The organism is Gordonia spumicola (assembly GCF_009932475.1).
GTDB classification, from domain to species: Bacteria; Actinomycetota; Actinomycetes; order Mycobacteriales; family Mycobacteriaceae; genus Gordonia; species Gordonia spumicola.
Map to the genome: position 1 here is coordinate 187,601 of NZ_BJOV01000002.1, position 17,876 is coordinate 205,476.

The following is a 17,876-nucleotide window of genomic DNA, read 5'->3' on the forward strand; positions in this document are numbered from 1 at the left end:
ATGTCTACTCCCACCGAATCCCGCCTGCGCGGTCGCCTCGGCGCGACCGGCTGGACCCGCGCCCGTGCCATCGCATCCCTAGGCATGGTCTTCGGCCTCGGCGCCGTCGGCACGATGGCCGCCTGGTCCGACACCGCGACCGCCACCACCGGCATGTTCTCGACGAACGCGGTCAACATCAAGATGACCGTCAACGACAACCGCCCGGTCTACAACTTCGTCGGCTTGAAGAAGATCAACATGGCGCGCGGCGCTACGACGGCCGGTCTGCTCACCGTCAAGAACACGGGCTCGGATGCCTTCACCTACGCCATGGGCGTCGATATCGCGAACAACGGCACCGCCACGTACGGCGGTGCCAGCGCAGCGATCTTCGCGCAGAATCTCCTGGTCACGGTCCTCAAGAACGGTACGGTGAGCGGCGCCACCTGCACCGGCGGCACCGTCGTCGGCACCGCCGACACGCCGCTCCTGATCGGGTCCAAGGCGCTCGTGCCGACCACCGCTCCGCTGGCCGTGAACGGCACCGAGAATCTGTGCATCCAGGTGAAGGTCAACGCCAACGCGCCGAAGGAGGCCCGCATGGCCGCGGTCTCCGCCAAGTTCAAGTTCACCGCGACCAAGGCCTGACCTCAGATGAGTCGACTCACCGATACCGCCTCCGGTCATCACTCACGACGTGAGCTGCTGCTCAATGTCGGTGCGATCCTCGGTTTGGCCTGCATCGTCGTGGCGATCGGATCGATGGTGTTCGGGGTGACCCCGCTGGTGTTCCGCTCCGGTTCCATGTCCCCCGACATCCCCACCGGTTCACTCGCCCTGGCCCGGACCGTCGATGCCGCCGACCTCCGAGTCGGCGACGTGGTGAGCGTCGACAACGAAGTCGGCACTCGGATCACTCACCGGGTGATCGGCATCGAGAACGTCGGCGACGGTTCGGTGTCGTTGACTCTGAAAGGCGACGCCAATCGCGTTCCCGACCCCTCTCCCTATGTCGTGACACGTGCCGATCGGGTCATCACCAGTGTCCCCGTCCTCGGCTATGTCGCAGCCTGGCTCTCGAGCAAGACAGCCATCTTCATCGGCGGAATCATCGCCGGCGCCCTTTTGATGCTCGCGTTCGGCCCGATTCGCCGCCCGAGCGACCGCACCCTTTCGACCGACGAGCCCGCCGAGAGCAGCGAGCCGCAACTCCAGGAGGCAGACCATGCCTGAACTCTTCCAGTCCGTCCGGGGCAAGATCCCGTCCACGCGCGCACTCCTCGCCATCGGCGGGGCCGCGGCCGTAGCCGTCGGCGCGCTGTCCACCACCGACACTCTCGCCGCGAACAACGATGCGGTCAGCGCCAACACGTCGCAGATCGCCAGCCAGAACTTCTTCCCGGTGCGAGCCCCGGTCAATCCGAGCTACTCCACCCCAGGTACTTGTTTCGGCGGCAATGCGACCCTGAAGTGGCAGGCGGCTTCTGGAACCCCCGCCGACCAGCTGTGGCAGATCGAAGAATGGGGCAACTCAGGAACCCTGTTGATGTGGACCAGCCCAAACCTCGTGGCGTCGACCCGCGAGCGCCAAACTGGCATGGAGAACAACGGCGGCTCCACCCATGAGTATCGAGTCTACGGCGTGAACGCCACGACAAACGAACGATCCACAGGCTACGTGTCCATCTACTTCTACCGGGATGGCGGTCGCTGCAACTACTCGAAGGGTACGGCGACCGAAGGCCCGGTGAACATCACCACCTGGCAGGAGACGACGGACTACACCCCGTTCGACTCCGAAGAAGTGATCAACGTTCAGCGGAGCAACCGCGCGGCGTTCGAACCGCCTGCCGACGCCAGTACTTCGCCGTCGTCGACCGCTCCGACGACGTCGAGCAAGCCGTCGTCGACCGAGGCTCCGTCGTCCACCTCGTCGACGCCGTCCGCGCCGTCGAGCGAAGCACCCACGTCCACCGAGGAGTCGAAGGCACCGACGACGTCCTCCGCTGAGGCCGACAAGATCACGTACGGCGTTGGTATCGCGGGCACCACGAAGAAGCTGATCATCTACAAGAACGGCACCGAGATCTGCGACTTCGACATGGCCGAAGGCGATACGCCGTCGAGCAACGGCAACACCGTCTCGGTGACGAACGGCAGCACGGTGAAGACGGTCAATCCCAAGACCTGCACCCTGAGTTGATCCCCTGAACGGAAGCGCCCGGCCGAAATCCCCGACGGCCGGGCGCTTTCTTCATGCCCGGAATCGCAACCGTTAGAGTGCGGTCATGTTGACCCCCGAAGAGATTCATGACGTCGCGTTCAGCAAGCCGCCGTTCGGCAAGCGTGGGTACAACGAGGACGAGGTCGACGCGTACCTCGATCTCGTGGAAGCCACGGTCTCGGAACTCCGCACTCGACTGTCGAAATACGAGAAGATCTGACCGGCCCCCGTTGGTCTGGTGTCGCGTTCGGCCGCTACCGGCCGTCGACGTGACGAGTGGTCGGGCGGTCGGCGATCTCCATCGCCCAGGCGTAGAAGTCCCTGGCCCGGCCCCGCAGAACCAACAGATCGGGCCTCCACGCCGCGGCGGTGAGGAGGTCTGCGAGGCCGAGGTCGGCCCAGTCCCACATGATCGCGTTGTAGGCGAGCATCATTCGCCCGACACGGCGTCGGACGCGGCGCGCCTCGTCACGTCCGACGCCCATCTCGGCGAGCGCGTCGATGCTCGCCCGAGCGTCCTCGTCAGTGAACGACGTGTCGAGGAACGGTTCGAGCAGCAGTCCCCACGCGTCGGGTCGTCGGACCTGGGGAATCCCGTTCCGTTCGGCGAACGCGGCGAGATCCGGCTCCAACGCCTTCACGATGAACAGCGTCTCGCCGTCGACGGTCCTGATCTCCGGAGGGCACGCCGCCGGGTCGACGTCCCGAATCCGCGCCACGTGCAGCACCGGCCTGTCGACCACCGACGCCGCCGGAAACGGATACTCCCGCAGCGTGACCACACCATCGCCAAATGTCACGTCCGCGCACGCGACATTCCCGAGCATCGTCATGTGCCGAGACTACGACCACGGGATCGGTCGATGCCCGTGAAGGCTCTAACCTGTCGTTTCCTGTCGCCTGGTGACAGCAAACGACAGGTCAGTGATGTTCACACGCACAGACACCCGCGCTACCCTTCGCCCATGAGCGACATCAGCTACGAGGTCCGCGACCAGGTCGCGTACGTGAGCCTCAACCGGCCCGAGAAGCACAACGGCCTCACCCTCGACATGCTCGACGACCTTGCCGCCGCGGCTCGTCGCGCCTCGAGCGACCGGAGTCTGCGCGCGGTGATCATCTCCGGCGAGGGAGACTCGTTCTGCTCCGGCCTCGACTTCGCGTCCGCGGGCAAGGAGCAGGGCCGGATCATGCGGATGCTGGTCCCGAAGAAGTCGTCGGCCGCCAACAACTTCCAGAACGCGGGCTGGGCGTGGCGCAACGTCCCGGTCCCGGTTATCGCCGTGCTGCACGGGCACTGCTACGGCGGCGGACTGCAGATCGCACTCGCCGCCGACTTCCGTTTCGCCTCCACCGGCACCGATCTGTCGATCCTCGAAGCGAAATGGGGACTGATCCCCGACATGTCGCTCACCGCGAGCATCGCACAGCTCACCACCATCGACGTCGCGAAACGCCTGACCATGACCGGCGAGATGTTCAACGCAGCCCAAGCGCTCGACTGGGGCCTAGTGTCCGGAGTCTCCGACGATCCACTGGCCGACGCCGAAGCACTCGTCGTCGCGATCAAGGAACGCTCCCCGGACGCCGTCGCCGCGTCGAAGGCCCTGTTCGAGAACACCTGGTACAACGGCTCGCGACTCTCGTTCCCCGTGGAACAGGCACTTCAGGTCCGGCTTCTCCGCGGACGCAACCACGCGATCGCCCGGAAGGCCGGACTGTCCAAAGAGAAGCCGGTCTTCGAAGAGCGGCAGATCTGAGCTTCCACGTCTGACCGTCACTGCTTACAGCAGGCAACCCTCCACACTCCATTGCTCCCCCGCTCCGGTGACGGTTACGCGAACACGCACCTCGACGGGCGGGTTGTATCGCTACGGTCGGTGCATGGAACGCAGCGACAGGCGCACGCCGCAGATCGTGCAGAGCTGGCGCGAGATTCAGGACCGCGATCCGGTTGGGCCGTTGTGGCGGGCCGCGCAGATCTTCCGACTGCTGTCGTTCGTGTACGCGCTCGGCTTCCAGATCGCCGTCAACGGCGACCTGACAAGGCCCGGCCTCACGTGGGCCCTGTTCGGCGTCATGACCGTCGCCAACATCTGGTGGACCGTCGGCTACCTCGTCGGGTTCGGGCGACGCCCCTGGTTCGTCGCCGTCGAGGTCGCGGTGTCTGCCGCGATGATGATGTCCACGTCGTTCGTCGCCGACGGCTCGTGGATCTCCGCCAACCAGACTTGGCCCACCACCCTGTGGATGACGAACGCGGCGCTCTCGACGGCCGTCATCGGCGGCACCCTGTGGGGTGCCGCGGCGGCCCTCGCCATCGCGTGCGCGAACTACTACGTGAAGGGCGAGGTCTACCTCAACTTCGGCCGCAACGCGACGGCCATCCTCCTCGTCTCCGCGGCGGCAGCCGTCGGCATGGCGGCGTCGCGCGCTCGGAAAGTCCACGGCGAACTCGTCGCCGCCGTCGCTGTCGCCGCCCGATCGGCCGAACGCGAACGACTCTCCCGCGAAGTCCACGACGGCGTCCTCCAAGTCCTCGCGCTCATGGCGAAGCGGGGACGTGAGATCGGCGGCGACGCTGCACAGCTCGCCGAACTGGCCGCTGAACAGGAACGACGCCTCCGTGCCCTCATCGCCGATACCCCCGACACCGCTCTCGAGCCCGCCGAACGCGACCTCGCCGCCGTCCTGCGAACCGTCTCCGGCCCCCGCATCCACGTCAGCGCACCCGCCGAACCGGTCACCGTCTCCGCCCTCGTCGCCGACGAACTCGTCGCCGCCGTCGACAACATCCTCGACAACGTCACCCACCACGCCGGCCCCGGAGCCGAAGCGTTCATCCTGCTGGAAGATCTCGGCGACCAGGTGATCGTCAGCGTCCGAGACGACGGCGTCGGCATCCCCGACGGGCGCCTCGCCGCCGCCGAAGCCGAAGGCCGCCTCGGCATCTCGAGGTCGGTGATCGGCCGTGTCGAAGCGCTCGGCGGAACCGCGCGCTTGGAGTCCGGGCCCGATGCCGGGACAGAATGGGAACTGTCCGCACCGAAGGAGAGCCGCACATGACACTGCGAGTGATGGTGGTCGACGATCACCCCATGTGGCGCGAGGGGGTGGCCCGCGACCTCACCGACAACGGGTTCGACGTCGTCGCCACCGCGGACAGCGTCGCCGCCGCAGGCACACGCGCCGCGACGGTCCTGCCCGACGTGGTGCTCATGGACATGAATCTGCCCGACGGCACCGGCGCCCAGGCGACGGCCGCCGTGCTCGCCGTCCATCCGGGTGCTCGTGTGCTGATCCTGTCGGCGTCCGACGAACGCGATGACGTCCTCGACGCCATCAAGGCCGGCGCCACCGGGTATCTCGTGAAGAGCGCCCAACAGTCGGAGCTGATCGCCGCCGTCACCGCCACCGGCGACGGCCAGCCCGTGTTCACCCCGGGGCTCGCCGGACTCGTCCTCGGCGAGTACCGACGCATGTCGGCTTCTCCCCGGGCGGACGCCCCCGTCCTCACCTCCCGCGAGACCGAGGTCCTGCGGCATGTCGCCAAGGGGCTGTCGTCGCGCCAGATCGCGACCCGGTTGGAGATCAGCCCGAGGACCGTCGAGAACCACGTCGGCTCCGCCCTCCGAAAACTCCAACTCGGCAATCGCGTCGAACTCGCCCGCTACGCCATCGAACACGGCCTCGACGCCGACTGACCTCCTCGCTCCGCTCGTCGAACTCACAGCCGGGTGCGCACGAGCAAGTGACCATGCGGTCTGAGTAGTTCCACTCATGATCGGGACCGCGGTTCGGACGAGTGTTGAAGGCATGAACCAGACGCCGCAGTTCCAGCCCCACGTCCAGTACCAGACCAACACGTACACGCCGTATCCCCTACCGCCGTTGCCGCCGAGGAAGACTCTCGGGCAACGGCTTTCCGCTGCCGCCGAGTCCGGTCTCATCGGGCGGATCCTCGCCGGTGTCGGCGTCGCGATCACCCTGTCGGGCATGGTGATGCTGCTTGTCCTCGCCGCACAGGCCGGACTCCTGCGCCCCGAGGTCCGCGTCGCGGGCGGCGGGGTCCTCGCGGCCGCGCTCGCCGCGCTCGGCATCTGGATCGGACGGGCCCCGGCCAAACGTCCCGGTGCCGTCGCCCTCGTCGCGACCGGCATCGCCGGACTCCTCTTCGACGTCCTCGCCACCAGCACGATCTACCACTGGATCCCGGTCCCCGCGGCGCTCGCCGCGACCGGCGCGATCGCGGGCGTCGGGCTGACCGTCGCCCACCGGTGGGACTCCCAGACCCTCGGCCTGATGGTCTCGATCCCCGTCTTCATCCTCTCCGCGATCGTCAACGGCGGTATCGACGACACGCTCGTCGCCTTCCTGATCGTCTACGTCGCCGCAAGCACGTGGATCCAGGTGGGACGCGGCTGGACGCCCATGTTCCTGGTCAACACCGCGGCCGTCGTTCTGCCCGCGATCGTCTACGGCGCATACCCGGCGGACCCGTGGATCGCGGCGTCACTGGCACTGGCCGGCGCGGCCGTGATCGTCGGATCGTCGGTCCTGCTGGCCCGCACCAATGCGTACCCCGAACTGATCGCACTCGTGGCGGGCGCCGCCGCCCTCCCGCTGATCTTCGCGGTCAGCGAACTCGGCGCCCCGGCGGCCGCCATGCTCGCCGCGGGAGCAGCGATCTACGGTGCGGCGGCCTTCGGGACGGTGCGCGTGGCCGCCCGCGACGTCCGCGTCATGTGGCTGCTGCCCTCCGCGGTCCTGCTGATGCTCGCCACCGGGTACGCCGTCGACACCGCGTACCAGCCGTCGTCGATGCTCGCCGCGAGCGTCGTCCTCGCGGGCGCCTCGTACGCGGCGCGTGACCTCGCCTTCGTCGTCCGGATCCTCGCCACCGTGTTCGGCGTCATCGGCGTCCTCATGCTCAACGGCTACGGCGCCGCGGCCCAGGTGTTCTCCCCCGAACTCGACTCGCGTTCCACCTACGCCTCGCTCGTCATGGGCACCGTCCTCGGGCTGATCGCCGTCGGGCTGATCACCTGGTCGTGGGCCACCGCCTACCGCAAGGACGCACTGCCGATCACGATGGGCGGCGCGATCATGTCGCTCTGGCTGGTCACGACCGGCAGCCTGAGCGTCGCGCACCTCGTCACGTCGGACGCCGACGCCGCCTTCCGTTCGGGTCACGCGGCCGCGACGATCATCTGGGGCGCGGTCGCCGTGATCGCCCTGCTCGTCGCACGCAGGCTGGCCGGGTCCGACCGCGCCGTCGTCCTCACCGCAGGTCTCGCAGTGATGGCCGCCGCGATCGGCAAGCTCTTCCTCTTCGACCTCGCGACGCTCGACGGCGTCTACCGGGTCATCGCGTTCATGGTGGTCGGCCTCATGCTCCTCGGCCTCGGCGTCTCCTACGCCCAGACCCTCACCACGTCGGACGACGAACTCGCGCACACCTCGTGACGAGAGAATCGAAGGACCCCTCTGCTTCCGCGAGCAGAGGGGTCCTTCGTGTGCAATGCGTGGACTACTTCTTCAGGAGCGACATCACGAGTCCGCCCGCGAGCGCGATGATCGCACCGACGAGGGCCAGGTACAGGCCGCTGCCTGCCTTGAAGTCGCTGCCGAGGCTGATGTAGGTGAAGCCCGCGCTGAGGATGGCGAGCACTCCGAAGATGATCGGCAGGCGCTTGAGGTTCTCGCTGAACTTGCCCATCAGCCGGGCGAGCGCGACACCGATGAGGCCGAGCATCGCGACGCCGGCCAGCCAGTGCAGTCGGCCCATCGACACCTCGGTGATCTGGAAGATGCTGCCGTTGGTCTTGGTGCCGAAGCCCGTGACGGTCGCACCCGAGTCGAGCTTCGCGACCGCCCACACCATCGGGTAGCTGGCGAGGACGAGGACCGCGCCGAGCATCGTGACGACGGCGCCGATCGAGAACCCGGTGTACTCGTTCGCCGGAGCCGCGGCGGGAGCGTAGCCTGGCCCACCGACCGGCTGCTGCTGCGCGTAGTTCGGCGCCTGCGGCGGAACGCCTCCGGGCTGCTGGAAGTTCGGCTGCTGAGGCTGCTGCGGCGGCGGGAAGTTTCCGGGCTGCTGAGGCTGAGTCATGCGAAAGAACGTAGCGCACCCGCGCAGGACGCTGCGCGGGTGCGTCGTTCGATCAGATGATCTACCAGTCGGCCTCGTCGAAGACGACCATGCCACGGATGTTGTTGCCGTCGAGCATGTCGTCGTAGGCGCGGTTGATGTCTTCGAGACGGTACGTCTGGGTCACGAGGTCGGCCAGGTTGAGCTGTCCCGCCCGGTACTCGTTGCAGAGTTTCGGGATCTGCGTGCGAGGGCCAGCCCCGCCGAAGATCGCGCCCTGGATGCGTTTCTGCAGGAGTGTCAGCTCGAACAGGTTGAGCTTGACGTCCATCGCCGCGTAGTCGCCCATGCCGACGACGATCACCTGACCGCCCTTCGCGGTCATCGCGGCGGCGGGCGCGATGTATTCGCCCTTCATCTCACCGACGGTCAGGACGACGGTGTGCGCCATCTTTCCCCACGTCAGCTCGTTGACGACCGGGGTGGCCGCCTCCATCGACTCGAACGTGTGGGTGGCGCCGAGCTTCTCCGCCATGTCACGTTTGAACGCCACCGGGTCGATCGCGATCACATGACGCGCACCCGCGGCCTTCGCGCCCTGCACCGAGTTGATGCCGACGCCGCCGATGCCGACCACGACCACCGTGTCACCGGGCCGCGTTCCGCCGATCTCCGACGCCGAGCCCCATCCGGTGGCGACGCCGCACCCGAGGAGCGCGGCCGCCTGCAGCGGGATGTCGTCTTCGATCTTCACGAGGGACGCTTCGTTCACCGTGATGTACGGCGAGAAGGTCCCGAGCAGGCACATCGGAGTCAGTCCCGTGTCGCCCTGCGTGATGCGGTGGGTCTTGTCGGAGATCGAGAGGCCCGTCAGCAGGCCCGCACCCTCGTCGCAGATGTTCTGCGCGCCGCGAGAACACGGCTCGCACACGCCGCACGCGGGAATGAACGCGGTGACGACGTGATCGCCCTCCGCGAATCGAGTGACGCCCTCACCGACCTTGACGACGACACCCGCGCCCTCATGTCCACCGACAACCGGGAACGGCGCGGGCGACTGCCCGGTCCGCAGGTGATGATCGGAATGGCACAGGCCGGACGCGGCCAAGCGAACCTGGACCTCGCCTGCGACGGGATCACCGAGCTCGACCTCCTCGATCTGCCACTCTTGGTTGGGGCCGTGCAGGACAGCGGCTTTCGTCTTCATGCGCACATCACTCTCTTCGCGGAGTCGTTGACGAGGCCACCCGACACCGGAGTGACCACGGTCTCATCCTGCCCCGCGTCGAGCCCCCGGCGTGGGCGTATGTCGATTTACGGTGGACGTCCACTGCTCCGATCGGACGACACGACACGCCGACGCGGAATGGAATCCGGCACGCGATTGCACGTACCATCCCGCTGTGACGAATGCCCGAAGCAGTGCGAGTGGCGCGTCGCCGCAGAAGACGGCGGACGTCGGCTACCGCCTCGACCTCGACGGGCTTCGCGGAATCGCGATCTTCCTGGTCGCCGTGTTCCACGTCTGGTTCGGCAGGGTGTCCGGCGGCGTCGACGTCTTCCTCACCCTGTCCGGGTACTTCTTCGTGGCGTCCCTGCTCAAGCACGTCATCGTCACCAACCCGTCGGACGTCGGATGGTCGGTCGCGATCAACCCGTGGCCTCGACTGTCGCGCATGCTGCGGCGGCTCGTCCCCGCCCTGTTCCTCGTGTTGGCCGCCATCGCCGCCCTCACGTGGTGGCTGATGCCGTCGACCCGGTGGGGTCCGCTCGGTCGGGAACTCATCGCGTCCGCCCTGTACTACCAGAACTATCATCTGGCGTTCGCGTCGCAGGACTACGGTGCGGCAGACTCCGCGATAAGCCCGATGCAGCACCTGTGGTCGATGGCGATGCAGGGCCAGTTCTTCTTCATCACCATCATCACCGCGTTCGCGCTCGGCGGCCTCCTCAAGCTCGGCGCGCGCTGGTGGCCCGCCCTCGGCAGACGCACGGTGATCACGGGGATCGTCGGCGGGTCCCTCGCCCTGGTCGCGGCCGTCTCGTTCGCGTGGGCCAACTACCGCCACGGCGTGCATCAGACGTTCAACTACTACGACACGATCGCCCGCCTCTGGGAGCCGATCACCGGTGGGCTGCTCGCGATCTGGATGCCGCGGCTCGCTCTCCCGAACTGGCTGCGATCCCTCCTGAGCATCGGCGCCGTCGCATTGATCGCGTCGTCCGGCTTCTGGATCGAGGGTGTTCAGGAGTATCCGGCCGCGATGGCGCTCGTCCCCGCCGGATCGACGCTGCTCCTGATCTGGCTCGGTTCGGCGGCGTCCGCGGCGACACCGGAGTCGGGCCTGTCGCCCGCGGGCAAGCTGCTCGCCCACCGGCACATCGTCTGGCTCGGATCCATCGCATACGCCCTCTACCTGTGGCATTGGCCGCTGCTGATCTTCTACATGACCTGGCGTTTCGAAGACAGCGTGTCGTTCGTCGAGGGCACCGGCATCCTGCTGGTGTCGCTCGCCATCGCCTGGTTCACCTCCACCTACGTCGAGACTCCATTGCGCGCGGGACGCGGCGGCGGCTTCTCCACCCGCTACCGCAGGCTGATGGCGGTGTTCCTCGTGGTGGTGTCGGTGTTCGCGTTCGCGAGCGCCGGGTACTGGCAGTACCGGGAGTCGAAGCAGTACATCGACACGTCGAACCTCGATCCCCGGCTGTACCCGGGCGCGAGGGCGTTCCTGGACGACGCCCCCGTCCCCGCCGTCGACCCGGTGCCGTCCCCGGAAGCGGTCGTCGACGAATGGCCGATCAACCACGGACCGCACTTCTCCAACTTCGGCGATCCCCGCGTGAAAGTGGGCGTCTACGGCGACCGCCGGGCCAAGCGCACCGTCGCCGTCGTCGGCGGCTCGCATTCGGAGCACTGGATGAACGCCATCGACGCCCTCGGCAAACGTCGCGGCTTCCGCGTCACCACGTACATGAAGGCGGGCTGCGCGCTCAGCACCGAGGCGTCCGTCGAGATCGACGGTCGGCTCCTCACCGAGTGCAATGAGTGGACGGAGGCGGTGATGGACAGGCTCGCCGTCGACGAACCGGACGTTGTGTTCACCACGGCCACCCGGCCCGTGTCCGACGGCCGGGGCGACACCACGCCGCGCGGCTACCTCGACATCTTCGACGAGTTCCGGGCCCGCGGGCAGAAGGTGATCGCCATCCGCGACACCCCGTGGACCCACGGCCCGATGCTTCCGCGCGACTGCGTCGCCGCGGGCAAGAACCCCGAGGTGTGCGGCGTGTCGCGGGATCGCGCGCTGTCGCCGGTCAACCCTGTCGACGCGTTCGCCGACCAGTTCCCGAACATGACCTTCCTGGACTACTCCGACGGCTTCTGCCGCGACGGGTACTGCCCGGCCGTGGTCGGCAACATCCTCGTCTGGCACGACGGCCACCACATCACCAACGCCTTCGCGCTCAGCTTCCTCCCCCACCTGGACGCCGACTTCGGACGCGCCACCGGGTGGTGGAAGCCCGCACCGTAGGCCTCACATCAGGCAGCGGACGGACGCGCCGTCCGAGCCGGGCGCGACGAGCAGCACGTCCGCGTGCCCTCCGTCGCGGCTCGACAGCAGCGCGCGGACCGGCGACGACGCCCGCACGACGAACGGCTCCGCGGAGTACTCCGCGGACGACGCGGCCCCGGTGAGCACGAGGGACGCGGCGCCGTCGTCGTCGGTCTCGGTGATCAACACGCCTCTGCCCTCCGCGAGGAGCGACGCCCCGACCGCGAGGGCCGACACGAATCCGGCGGGTCCGCCCCCGACGTCGTAGGTGAGTCGGCACGTCGACGCCCCCAGTCCGTCGCGGACCGCGGCGGCGACGGCCGCCGATTCGTCGCCGCCGACGTGGATGACCGCGCCGATGTCGGACGGGCGCAGACCCGCATCGTCGAGCGCGGCGTACGCCGCTCGGACGGGGAGCAGCGGTCCGGGCCAGTCTCCGCTGGTCACAGCCATTCCGGCCACGTTGAGGCCGGGTCGTCCGGAGGTCATACGCCAAGGCTACGGTGCAGCAAACGAAAATCTATTCATTCGAATGACGCGGCGGACGTCAACGCGTCCAGCACCGCGCGTGGACGCGACAGCAACGCCTCGCGGAACTGGTTCCGCACCTTGCTGTAGAGGGAGCAGTGGCCGCACGGCGCGATGACGCCGATCGCGTCGAGACCGTATGCGTCGCACAGCATCACGGCCCGTCCCGCGTGGAAGTCCTGCGTGACGATGAGCGCCGAACGCAGCCCGAACTCGCGCACCGCACGACGGCAAGTGGCGGCCGTGTTGAGGCCGAACCGATCGTCGACGATCCGTTCGGCGGGCACCCCGTTGTCCTCCAGGTAGGCGCGCATCACGTGGACTTCGTTGCCCGCGTCGTCGGCGTCATTGCCGGAGACGAGGATCCGCGTCACGCGGCCGGTGCGGTACAGGTCGAGGGCGACGTCGAGCCGAGCGCGAACGTAGTCGCCCGCCTCACGGTCCTCGACCTTCGCCCCGAGGACGATGAGCGTCGTCGGGGCGTCATCGGGTATCTCGGACGGTTGCACCACCCGCCCGCGCGAGGCGATCGCCACCCATGACGAGGTGACCACGACAAGCGCCTCCACCGCGATCAGCAGTATCAGCACGAAGAGCCGACACCGGCGACGAGTGAACACCCGTACACTGTAATCTCCTTGACGCCGACCGCGGCATGAGGCACCCGACGCCCGCAAGTGTGCGTCATGTCATAATCATTCGCGCACCATCACACCCGCCGAGGAGACCCGCCATGCAGTACATGCCCGTCACCGAATCGATGTTCCTCGTCGCCGAGACACGAGATCAGCCCATGCACGTCGGCGGACTCCAGCTGTTCATCCCCCGCGAGGGCCAGACATCCGACGAGCTCGCGGAAGAGATGGCGGCCACGTTCACCTCCGCCACCGACATCGCGCCGATGTTCCGCAAGCGCCCGGCGACACCCGCCCAGCTGGCCGGATACACGGCGTGGTCGTTCGACGACACCGTCGACTTCGACTACCACCTGCGCCGCATCATCCTGCCGCGCCCCGGAGCCATCCGGGACCTGCTGCGCTACGTCTCGCTGAATCACGGCGCACTCCTGGACCGTCGTCGGCCCATGTGGGAGGTCCACATCATCGAGGGTCTCGCCGACGGACGCGTCGCCCTGTACACGAAGGTCCACCATTCCGTGGTCGACGGCGTCACCGCGCTCCGGCTGCTCCAACGCACCCTGTCGACCGATCCGGCCGACCGCGCAGGCACCGCGTTCTGGGACTCGCGCCTCAAGCGCCGTCGTTCCGCGCCGACCGAGCCGAAGGGACTCCTGTCGTCCCTGACCAGCGCCGCCGGGCAAGTTCTCGACGTCGCCGACCAGGTCGTCGGAATGGCGCCCGCCGCCGCGAAGATCGCCGTCGCGGGCGTCACCGACAGCGACTACTTCGCCCCGATGCAGCAGGCTCCGCAGACCATCCTGAACGTTCCGATCGGTTCGGCGCGACGTTTCGCCGCGCAGGACTGGCCGGTGGAACGCCTCCGCGCCGTCGGCAAGGCGCAGGGCATGACGCTGAACGACGTCGTCGTCGCCATGTGCTCGGGTGCGCTCCGCCGGTATCTCGCCGACAACGACGCCCTGCCCGACGAGTCGCTGGTCGCGTTGATGCCCGTGTCGCTGCACGCGGACGGCGACTCCGACGGCAACGCGGTGACGGCCATCTCCGTCCGGATGGCGACCGATGTGGAGTCCACGGCCGACCGTGTCACCGCGATCAAGGCGTCGACGGCCGCGGCGAAGAAGGCCGTCCGAGGCCTGCGCCCGCTCCAGGCGTTGGCGCTGGGGGCCGCGACGATCTGGCCGCTGGCGTTCAACACCGTCCCCGGCTTCGTGCAGTACACCCCGACCGGCTTCAACCTGATCATCTCGAACGTCCCCGGCCCGGACGACGAGCTGTACTGGAACGGCGCCCGTCTCGACGGCTGCTACCCGGTGTCGATCCCGATGGAGGGTCTGGCGATGAACATCACCGTCACCACCGTCGGAGGCAAGGCCAACTTCGGCATCATCGGCGCCCGCGCCGAACTCCCCCGCCTCCAGCGGATCCTCGATCATCTCGAGACCACCCTCGCCGAGATGGAGACCATCGAGCCGCAGGCCTGATCCACCGACGACACGCCCGAAACCGAAAGACCCTGCCCGACAACGTGTCCGGGCAGGGTCTTCGTGGATGCCGGTCAGGCGGCGGCCGGAGCCTCCACCGCGGGCTGGTCGGCAGCGGGAGCCTCATCGGCGGCCGGGGCGTCCGATGCCGGGGCCTCCGCAGCGGGAACCTCCGCTGCCGGGGCCTCCGAAACGGGCGCCTGCACGGCGGGCGCCTCGACTGCGGGAGTCTCCACAGCGGGGGCCTCCGTTGCGGGCGCCTCCACGACAGGCGCCTGCGCGGCCGGGGTCTCCGGGGCCGCAGGCTTCGTGGCGACGCCGGCCGCCGGGGTCACGTCAGCCGTGGCCGCAACGGGCGCGGGCTCCGACGAGCCGGTGGAGCCGAGGCCCTTGAACAGGTCCGACTCGATCTTCGGGCCACTGTCGGTCATGACGACGCGGATGAGGTCGTCATTGAACTTCGGGATGATGTTGCCGCCGAGGAGGTTCATGACCTCCTTCGGGATCGGCAGTTTGATGCCCATCGACTCCTGGACCGAGCTGAAGTCGGCGAGCAGCTTGAGCGGGTTGGCGAGCGCCAGCGACAACGGGTTCTTGATCGCGTAGACGACCGGCCCGTCGCCCTGCTGCGACTTCTGGAAGACGAACATCACGCTGGTGCACGAGCTCAGGGTCTTGCCGGTCGCCGGGTCGGTGACGGTCGCCGAACCGTAGACGGCGGTGCAGATGGTCTGGACCGAGGCCGGATCGTCCAGGCTTCCGGACGCCGCGGTGACACCGCCGAGGGCGACGGCCTTCACGTTGTTGCCGAGTCCGACCGCCAGTGCGATGCCGCCGGGGAGAGCGACGGCGTCGGCCTTGGAGTCGCCGATACCCGCGGCGAGCGCGAAGCCGCCGAGGTTGGCGTGTGCGAGGCCGACGCCGCCGAGTCCGCCGATGCCGATCGCGCCGCTGAGGACGTAGTCGGCGATCGCGATGCCGGTGCCGCCTGCGCCGATCGCCGACGCGAAGCCGCTGCCGGAGATGGTGGCGTTTCCGGGGAAGAGGAGGTCGGGGTTCCACTGGGATCCGAGGTCGAGAGGGAGCGCGATGGCCTTGTTCAGATCGCCGAGCTTGATGCCGGGTGCGATCAGACCGAGGATCGCGTCGGCGCCTGCCGCGATGACGGACGGTGTCGCGGTGGAGCAGTCGGTCGACCACTTGAGTACGGGATCACCCGCGGGCGCGTCGCCGGGATTGCAGGTGAAGGTGGGGAGGTCGTCCGCGGCATGCGCGGGGGCGACCGGGACCAGGGCTCCGGTGGCGAGGGTCGCGGTGGCGAAGCCTGCGACGAGCGCTTTGCGGAATGTCGACTTTTTCACGTCAACTCTTTCTGGGAGGAGTTCTTGTCCGGAACACGGAGATCGCACGAAGTGGGGATGCGATCGACCCCGACGCTAAACCCGAAACCTACTGACGAGTAGGCAGCCCCTCGACATGATGTGAACCACGGCACAACAGCAGCCGAGTGTGATCAAAATCGTGCCACCGAGTCAGTCGTCGGCCGCGGCGGCGTCGAAGTATCGATATCGGCCGCATCGCTATACCCGCAGGCCACAGCTTCCCACGCCAAGCAAATGTCCAGCGAACGAACGACAGACGGATAGAGACAAGAAACGTTGGTGACGTTTCCGTCGCCGAGACCGGAAAACGTCACCAACGTTTCTAGAACTGTCAGGCAGCCGCGTCGACCACCGGCTCGTCTGCTGCCGGAGCATCGTCCGCAAGAGCCGCGTCCGAGGACGCGTCGGCCGCCGGGGCCTGCGCGGCGGTCGTCTCGGCAGGCTCGTCGGCGACCGGAGCCTCGGTGGCGGGAACCTCGGTCGCGGGAGCGTTCGTAGCGGGAGCCTCGACCACAGGCGTCACGTCAGCGGACGGCGTGGTCGTCACCGCGGGAGCCTCGTCTTCCTCGGCAACGGCGGCCGCCAGGGCGGGATCCGCATCGGCCTTCGCCGCGACGACGGGTGCGGCATCGGCCTTCGGAGCCTCCTCGGCGGGAGCCTTCGGCTTGAACAGATCACTCTCGAACTTCGGCCCCTGATCCGTCATCACCACACGGAACAGGTCCTCGGAGAAGTACGGGACGAACCCCGTCTTGATCAGGCCGAGAGCCTCGGCCGGGATCGGAAGATCCATGCCCAACGACGCACCGAGTTCCAGGAACGGCGCGAGTAGGGCGAGCGGCGCCGCGAGCTGTGCGGAGAACGGGTTCTTGATCGCGTAGACGACCGGACCGTCACCCTTCTGCGACTTCTGGAAGATGAACATGACGCTGGTGCAGTTGTCGACGTTCTTGCCCTTGTCGTCGGTCACCGACGCGGTGCCGTACAGCGCGGTGCAGTAGGCGTAGGCGGCGTCCTTGTCGTCGACGACGCCCGAGACCGCGGTGGTGATGCCTCCCAAGGCGACCGCGTCGACGTTCTTGCCCGAACCGACGGCGATGGCGACACCTCCCGGCAGGGCCTTGGCGTTGGCGACCGCGTCGGCGCCGAGCGAGGTCGCGAGTGCGAGGCCGCCGAAGGAGGCGTTCGCGTTCGCGGTGCCCTGCATGAGCCCGAGTGCGATGGCACCGCTCAAGGCGCTCGGCGCATTGGCATGGGCGTCGCCGCCCGCGCCGACGGCCATGGTGAAGCCGTCTCCGGCGATCGACGCGTTGCCCGGGAGGAAGCCGAGGATGTTGAGCGCGATCGCGCGGTTCATGTCGGCCAACTTGATGCCGAGGTCGGGCGCGACTATCGCGAGAATCGAATCGGCGACAGAAGCCACCACGGACGGCGACGCCTTGGTGCAGTCCGCGGTCCAGCCTTCACCGGACTTGACCTCGGCGTCGCCGGGCACGCACGACGTCGGGAACGGGTCCGGGACCGGCTCGGCGGCGGCCGCGTGCACGGGTGAAATCGAGAAGCCGATCATCGCCGACACAGCGGTTGCCGCGACGGCGGATCGGAGGAGGGACTTCTTCACTGGTGACTCACTTCCTCGGGCGTCGATGGCATATGACCTGAGCCATTCCTCAAGGCCGTAGTGATACCCGTCTCAGCGGACGCTACAACCGGCCGCGGTGTCGGCCGAACAAATGAATGCAAAGCGACAGTAAAGACATCGTCACACCGGCAAACCTGGCACTGAATTGCACTCTCGAGGCGTCCGGCACATCTCGCCACCCCTTGGCAGTTCAAGTTACCGATAAGTAACATATGGGCACGAGGTTCTGGAACCCGTTGCAACCAGGGAAGTTAGGTAAACCTTGGCGGCGCCGAACGGGCCCGAAGCCTTACGGTTACCTGAAGAAAATTGTCGACATCGTCGTGAGCATCGGCCGCCCACGAC

The 17,876-nt window shown here is 67.8% G+C and carries 16 protein-coding genes and 1 pseudogene; 10 read left to right on the top strand and 7 right to left on the bottom strand.

What is annotated here, in order from left to right; translation table 11 throughout:
• The 4 genes and pseudogenes from GYB83_RS02880 to GYB83_RS02895 all read left to right on the top strand — a co-directional run.
• Nucleotides 1–630 (top strand): SipW-dependent-type signal peptide-containing protein, encoded by a 630-nt coding sequence (locus GYB83_RS02880; protein WP_161894067.1) that lies wholly within the window; start codon nucleotides 1–3, stop codon nucleotides 628–630.
• 6 nt (nucleotides 631–636) lie between these two features.
• Nucleotides 637–1,215 (top strand): signal peptidase I, encoded by a 579-nt coding sequence (locus tag GYB83_RS02885; RefSeq protein WP_161894068.1) that lies wholly within the window; start codon nucleotides 637–639, stop codon nucleotides 1,213–1,215.
• Nucleotides 1,208–2,185 (top strand): hypothetical protein, encoded by a 978-nt coding sequence (locus tag GYB83_RS02890; RefSeq protein WP_161894069.1) that lies wholly within the window; start codon nucleotides 1,208–1,210, stop codon nucleotides 2,183–2,185. Before GYB83_RS02885 ends, GYB83_RS02890 begins: the two co-directional genes overlap by 8 nt.
• An 85-nt stretch (nucleotides 2,186–2,270) precedes the next feature.
• Nucleotides 2,271–2,378 (top strand): annotated as a pseudogene (locus GYB83_RS02895) (DivIVA domain-containing protein); the annotation flags it as partial.
• Between the two features lie 82 nt (nucleotides 2,379–2,460).
• On the opposite strand, the gene GYB83_RS02900 reads toward GYB83_RS02895, so the two are convergent.
• Nucleotides 2,461–3,039: a hypothetical protein gene (locus tag GYB83_RS02900; protein WP_161894071.1), complete on the bottom strand. Its 579-nt coding sequence runs from the start codon at nucleotides 3,037–3,039 to the stop codon at nucleotides 2,461–2,463.
• A gap of 132 nt (nucleotides 3,040–3,171) precedes the next feature.
• Between GYB83_RS02900 and GYB83_RS02905 the strand changes: the two genes are divergently transcribed.
• The 4 genes from GYB83_RS02905 to GYB83_RS02920 all read left to right on the top strand — a co-directional run bounded on the left by GYB83_RS02905 (nucleotide 3,172) and on the right by GYB83_RS02920 (nucleotide 7,672).
• Nucleotides 3,172–3,966: a crotonase/enoyl-CoA hydratase family protein gene (locus GYB83_RS02905; protein WP_161894072.1), complete on the top strand. Its 795-nt coding sequence runs from the start codon at nucleotides 3,172–3,174 to the stop codon at nucleotides 3,964–3,966.
• A gap of 124 nt (nucleotides 3,967–4,090) precedes the next feature.
• Nucleotides 4,091–5,272, top strand: coding sequence for a MacS family sensor histidine kinase (macS, locus tag GYB83_RS02910; RefSeq protein ID WP_161894073.1), 1,182 nt, complete (start codon nucleotides 4,091–4,093; stop codon nucleotides 5,270–5,272).
• Nucleotides 5,269–5,910, top strand: a complete 642-nt coding sequence (locus tag GYB83_RS02915; RefSeq protein ID WP_161894074.1) for a response regulator — start codon at nucleotides 5,269–5,271, stop codon at nucleotides 5,908–5,910. Before macS ends, GYB83_RS02915 begins: the two co-directional genes overlap by 4 nt.
• Nucleotides 5,911–6,022: 112 nt before the next feature.
• Entirely contained in the window at nucleotides 6,023–7,672 is a 1,650-nt protein-coding gene (locus GYB83_RS02920; protein WP_161894075.1) for a DUF2339 domain-containing protein, read from the top strand.
• A 64-nt stretch (nucleotides 7,673–7,736) separates the two neighbouring features.
• On the opposite strand, the gene GYB83_RS02925 is transcribed toward GYB83_RS02920, so the two are convergent.
• Nucleotides 7,737–8,321, bottom strand: coding sequence for a hypothetical protein (locus GYB83_RS02925; protein WP_161894076.1), 585 nt, complete (start codon nucleotides 8,319–8,321; stop codon nucleotides 7,737–7,739).
• A 61-nt stretch (nucleotides 8,322–8,382) separates the two neighbouring features.
• Nucleotides 8,383–9,507, bottom strand: a complete 1,125-nt coding sequence (locus GYB83_RS02930; protein ID WP_161894077.1) for an NDMA-dependent alcohol dehydrogenase — start codon at nucleotides 9,505–9,507, stop codon at nucleotides 8,383–8,385.
• Between the two features lie 196 nt (nucleotides 9,508–9,703).
• Here GYB83_RS02930 and GYB83_RS02935 point away from each other — a divergent pair, with 196 nt between their 5' ends.
• A complete protein-coding gene (locus tag GYB83_RS02935) occupies nucleotides 9,704–11,836 on the top strand; it encodes an acyltransferase family protein (protein ID WP_161894078.1) in 2,133 nt (710 codons plus the stop codon).
• 3 nt (nucleotides 11,837–11,839) lie between these two features.
• On the opposite strand, the gene GYB83_RS02940 is transcribed toward GYB83_RS02935, so the two are convergent.
• Entirely contained in the window at nucleotides 11,840–12,346 is a 507-nt protein-coding gene (locus GYB83_RS02940; protein ID WP_161894079.1) for a beta-ketoacyl-[acyl-carrier-protein] synthase family protein, read from the bottom strand.
• 35 nt (nucleotides 12,347–12,381) lie between these two features.
• Nucleotides 12,382–13,005, bottom strand: a complete 624-nt coding sequence (locus GYB83_RS02945) for a SanA/YdcF family protein (protein WP_228461142.1) — start codon at nucleotides 13,003–13,005, stop codon at nucleotides 12,382–12,384.
• 113 nt (nucleotides 13,006–13,118) lie between these two features.
• Here GYB83_RS02945 and GYB83_RS02950 point away from each other — a divergent pair, with 113 nt between their 5' ends.
• On the top strand, nucleotides 13,119–14,507 hold the full coding sequence (locus GYB83_RS02950; protein WP_161894080.1) for a WS/DGAT/MGAT family O-acyltransferase: 1,389 nt from the start codon (nucleotides 13,119–13,121) through the stop codon (nucleotides 14,505–14,507).
• Between the two features lie 74 nt (nucleotides 14,508–14,581).
• Here GYB83_RS02950 and GYB83_RS23495 read toward each other — a convergent pair whose 3' ends face one another.
• Both GYB83_RS23495 and GYB83_RS23500 read right to left on the bottom strand, forming a co-directional pair.
• Nucleotides 14,582–15,868, bottom strand: a complete 1,287-nt coding sequence (locus tag GYB83_RS23495; protein ID WP_228461143.1) for a hypothetical protein — start codon at nucleotides 15,866–15,868, stop codon at nucleotides 14,582–14,584.
• A gap of 352 nt (nucleotides 15,869–16,220) precedes the next feature.
• Nucleotides 16,221–17,510: a hypothetical protein gene (locus GYB83_RS23500; RefSeq protein ID WP_228461144.1), complete on the bottom strand. Its 1,290-nt coding sequence runs from the start codon at nucleotides 17,508–17,510 to the stop codon at nucleotides 16,221–16,223.
• Nucleotides 17,511–17,876 lie beyond the last annotated feature (366 nt).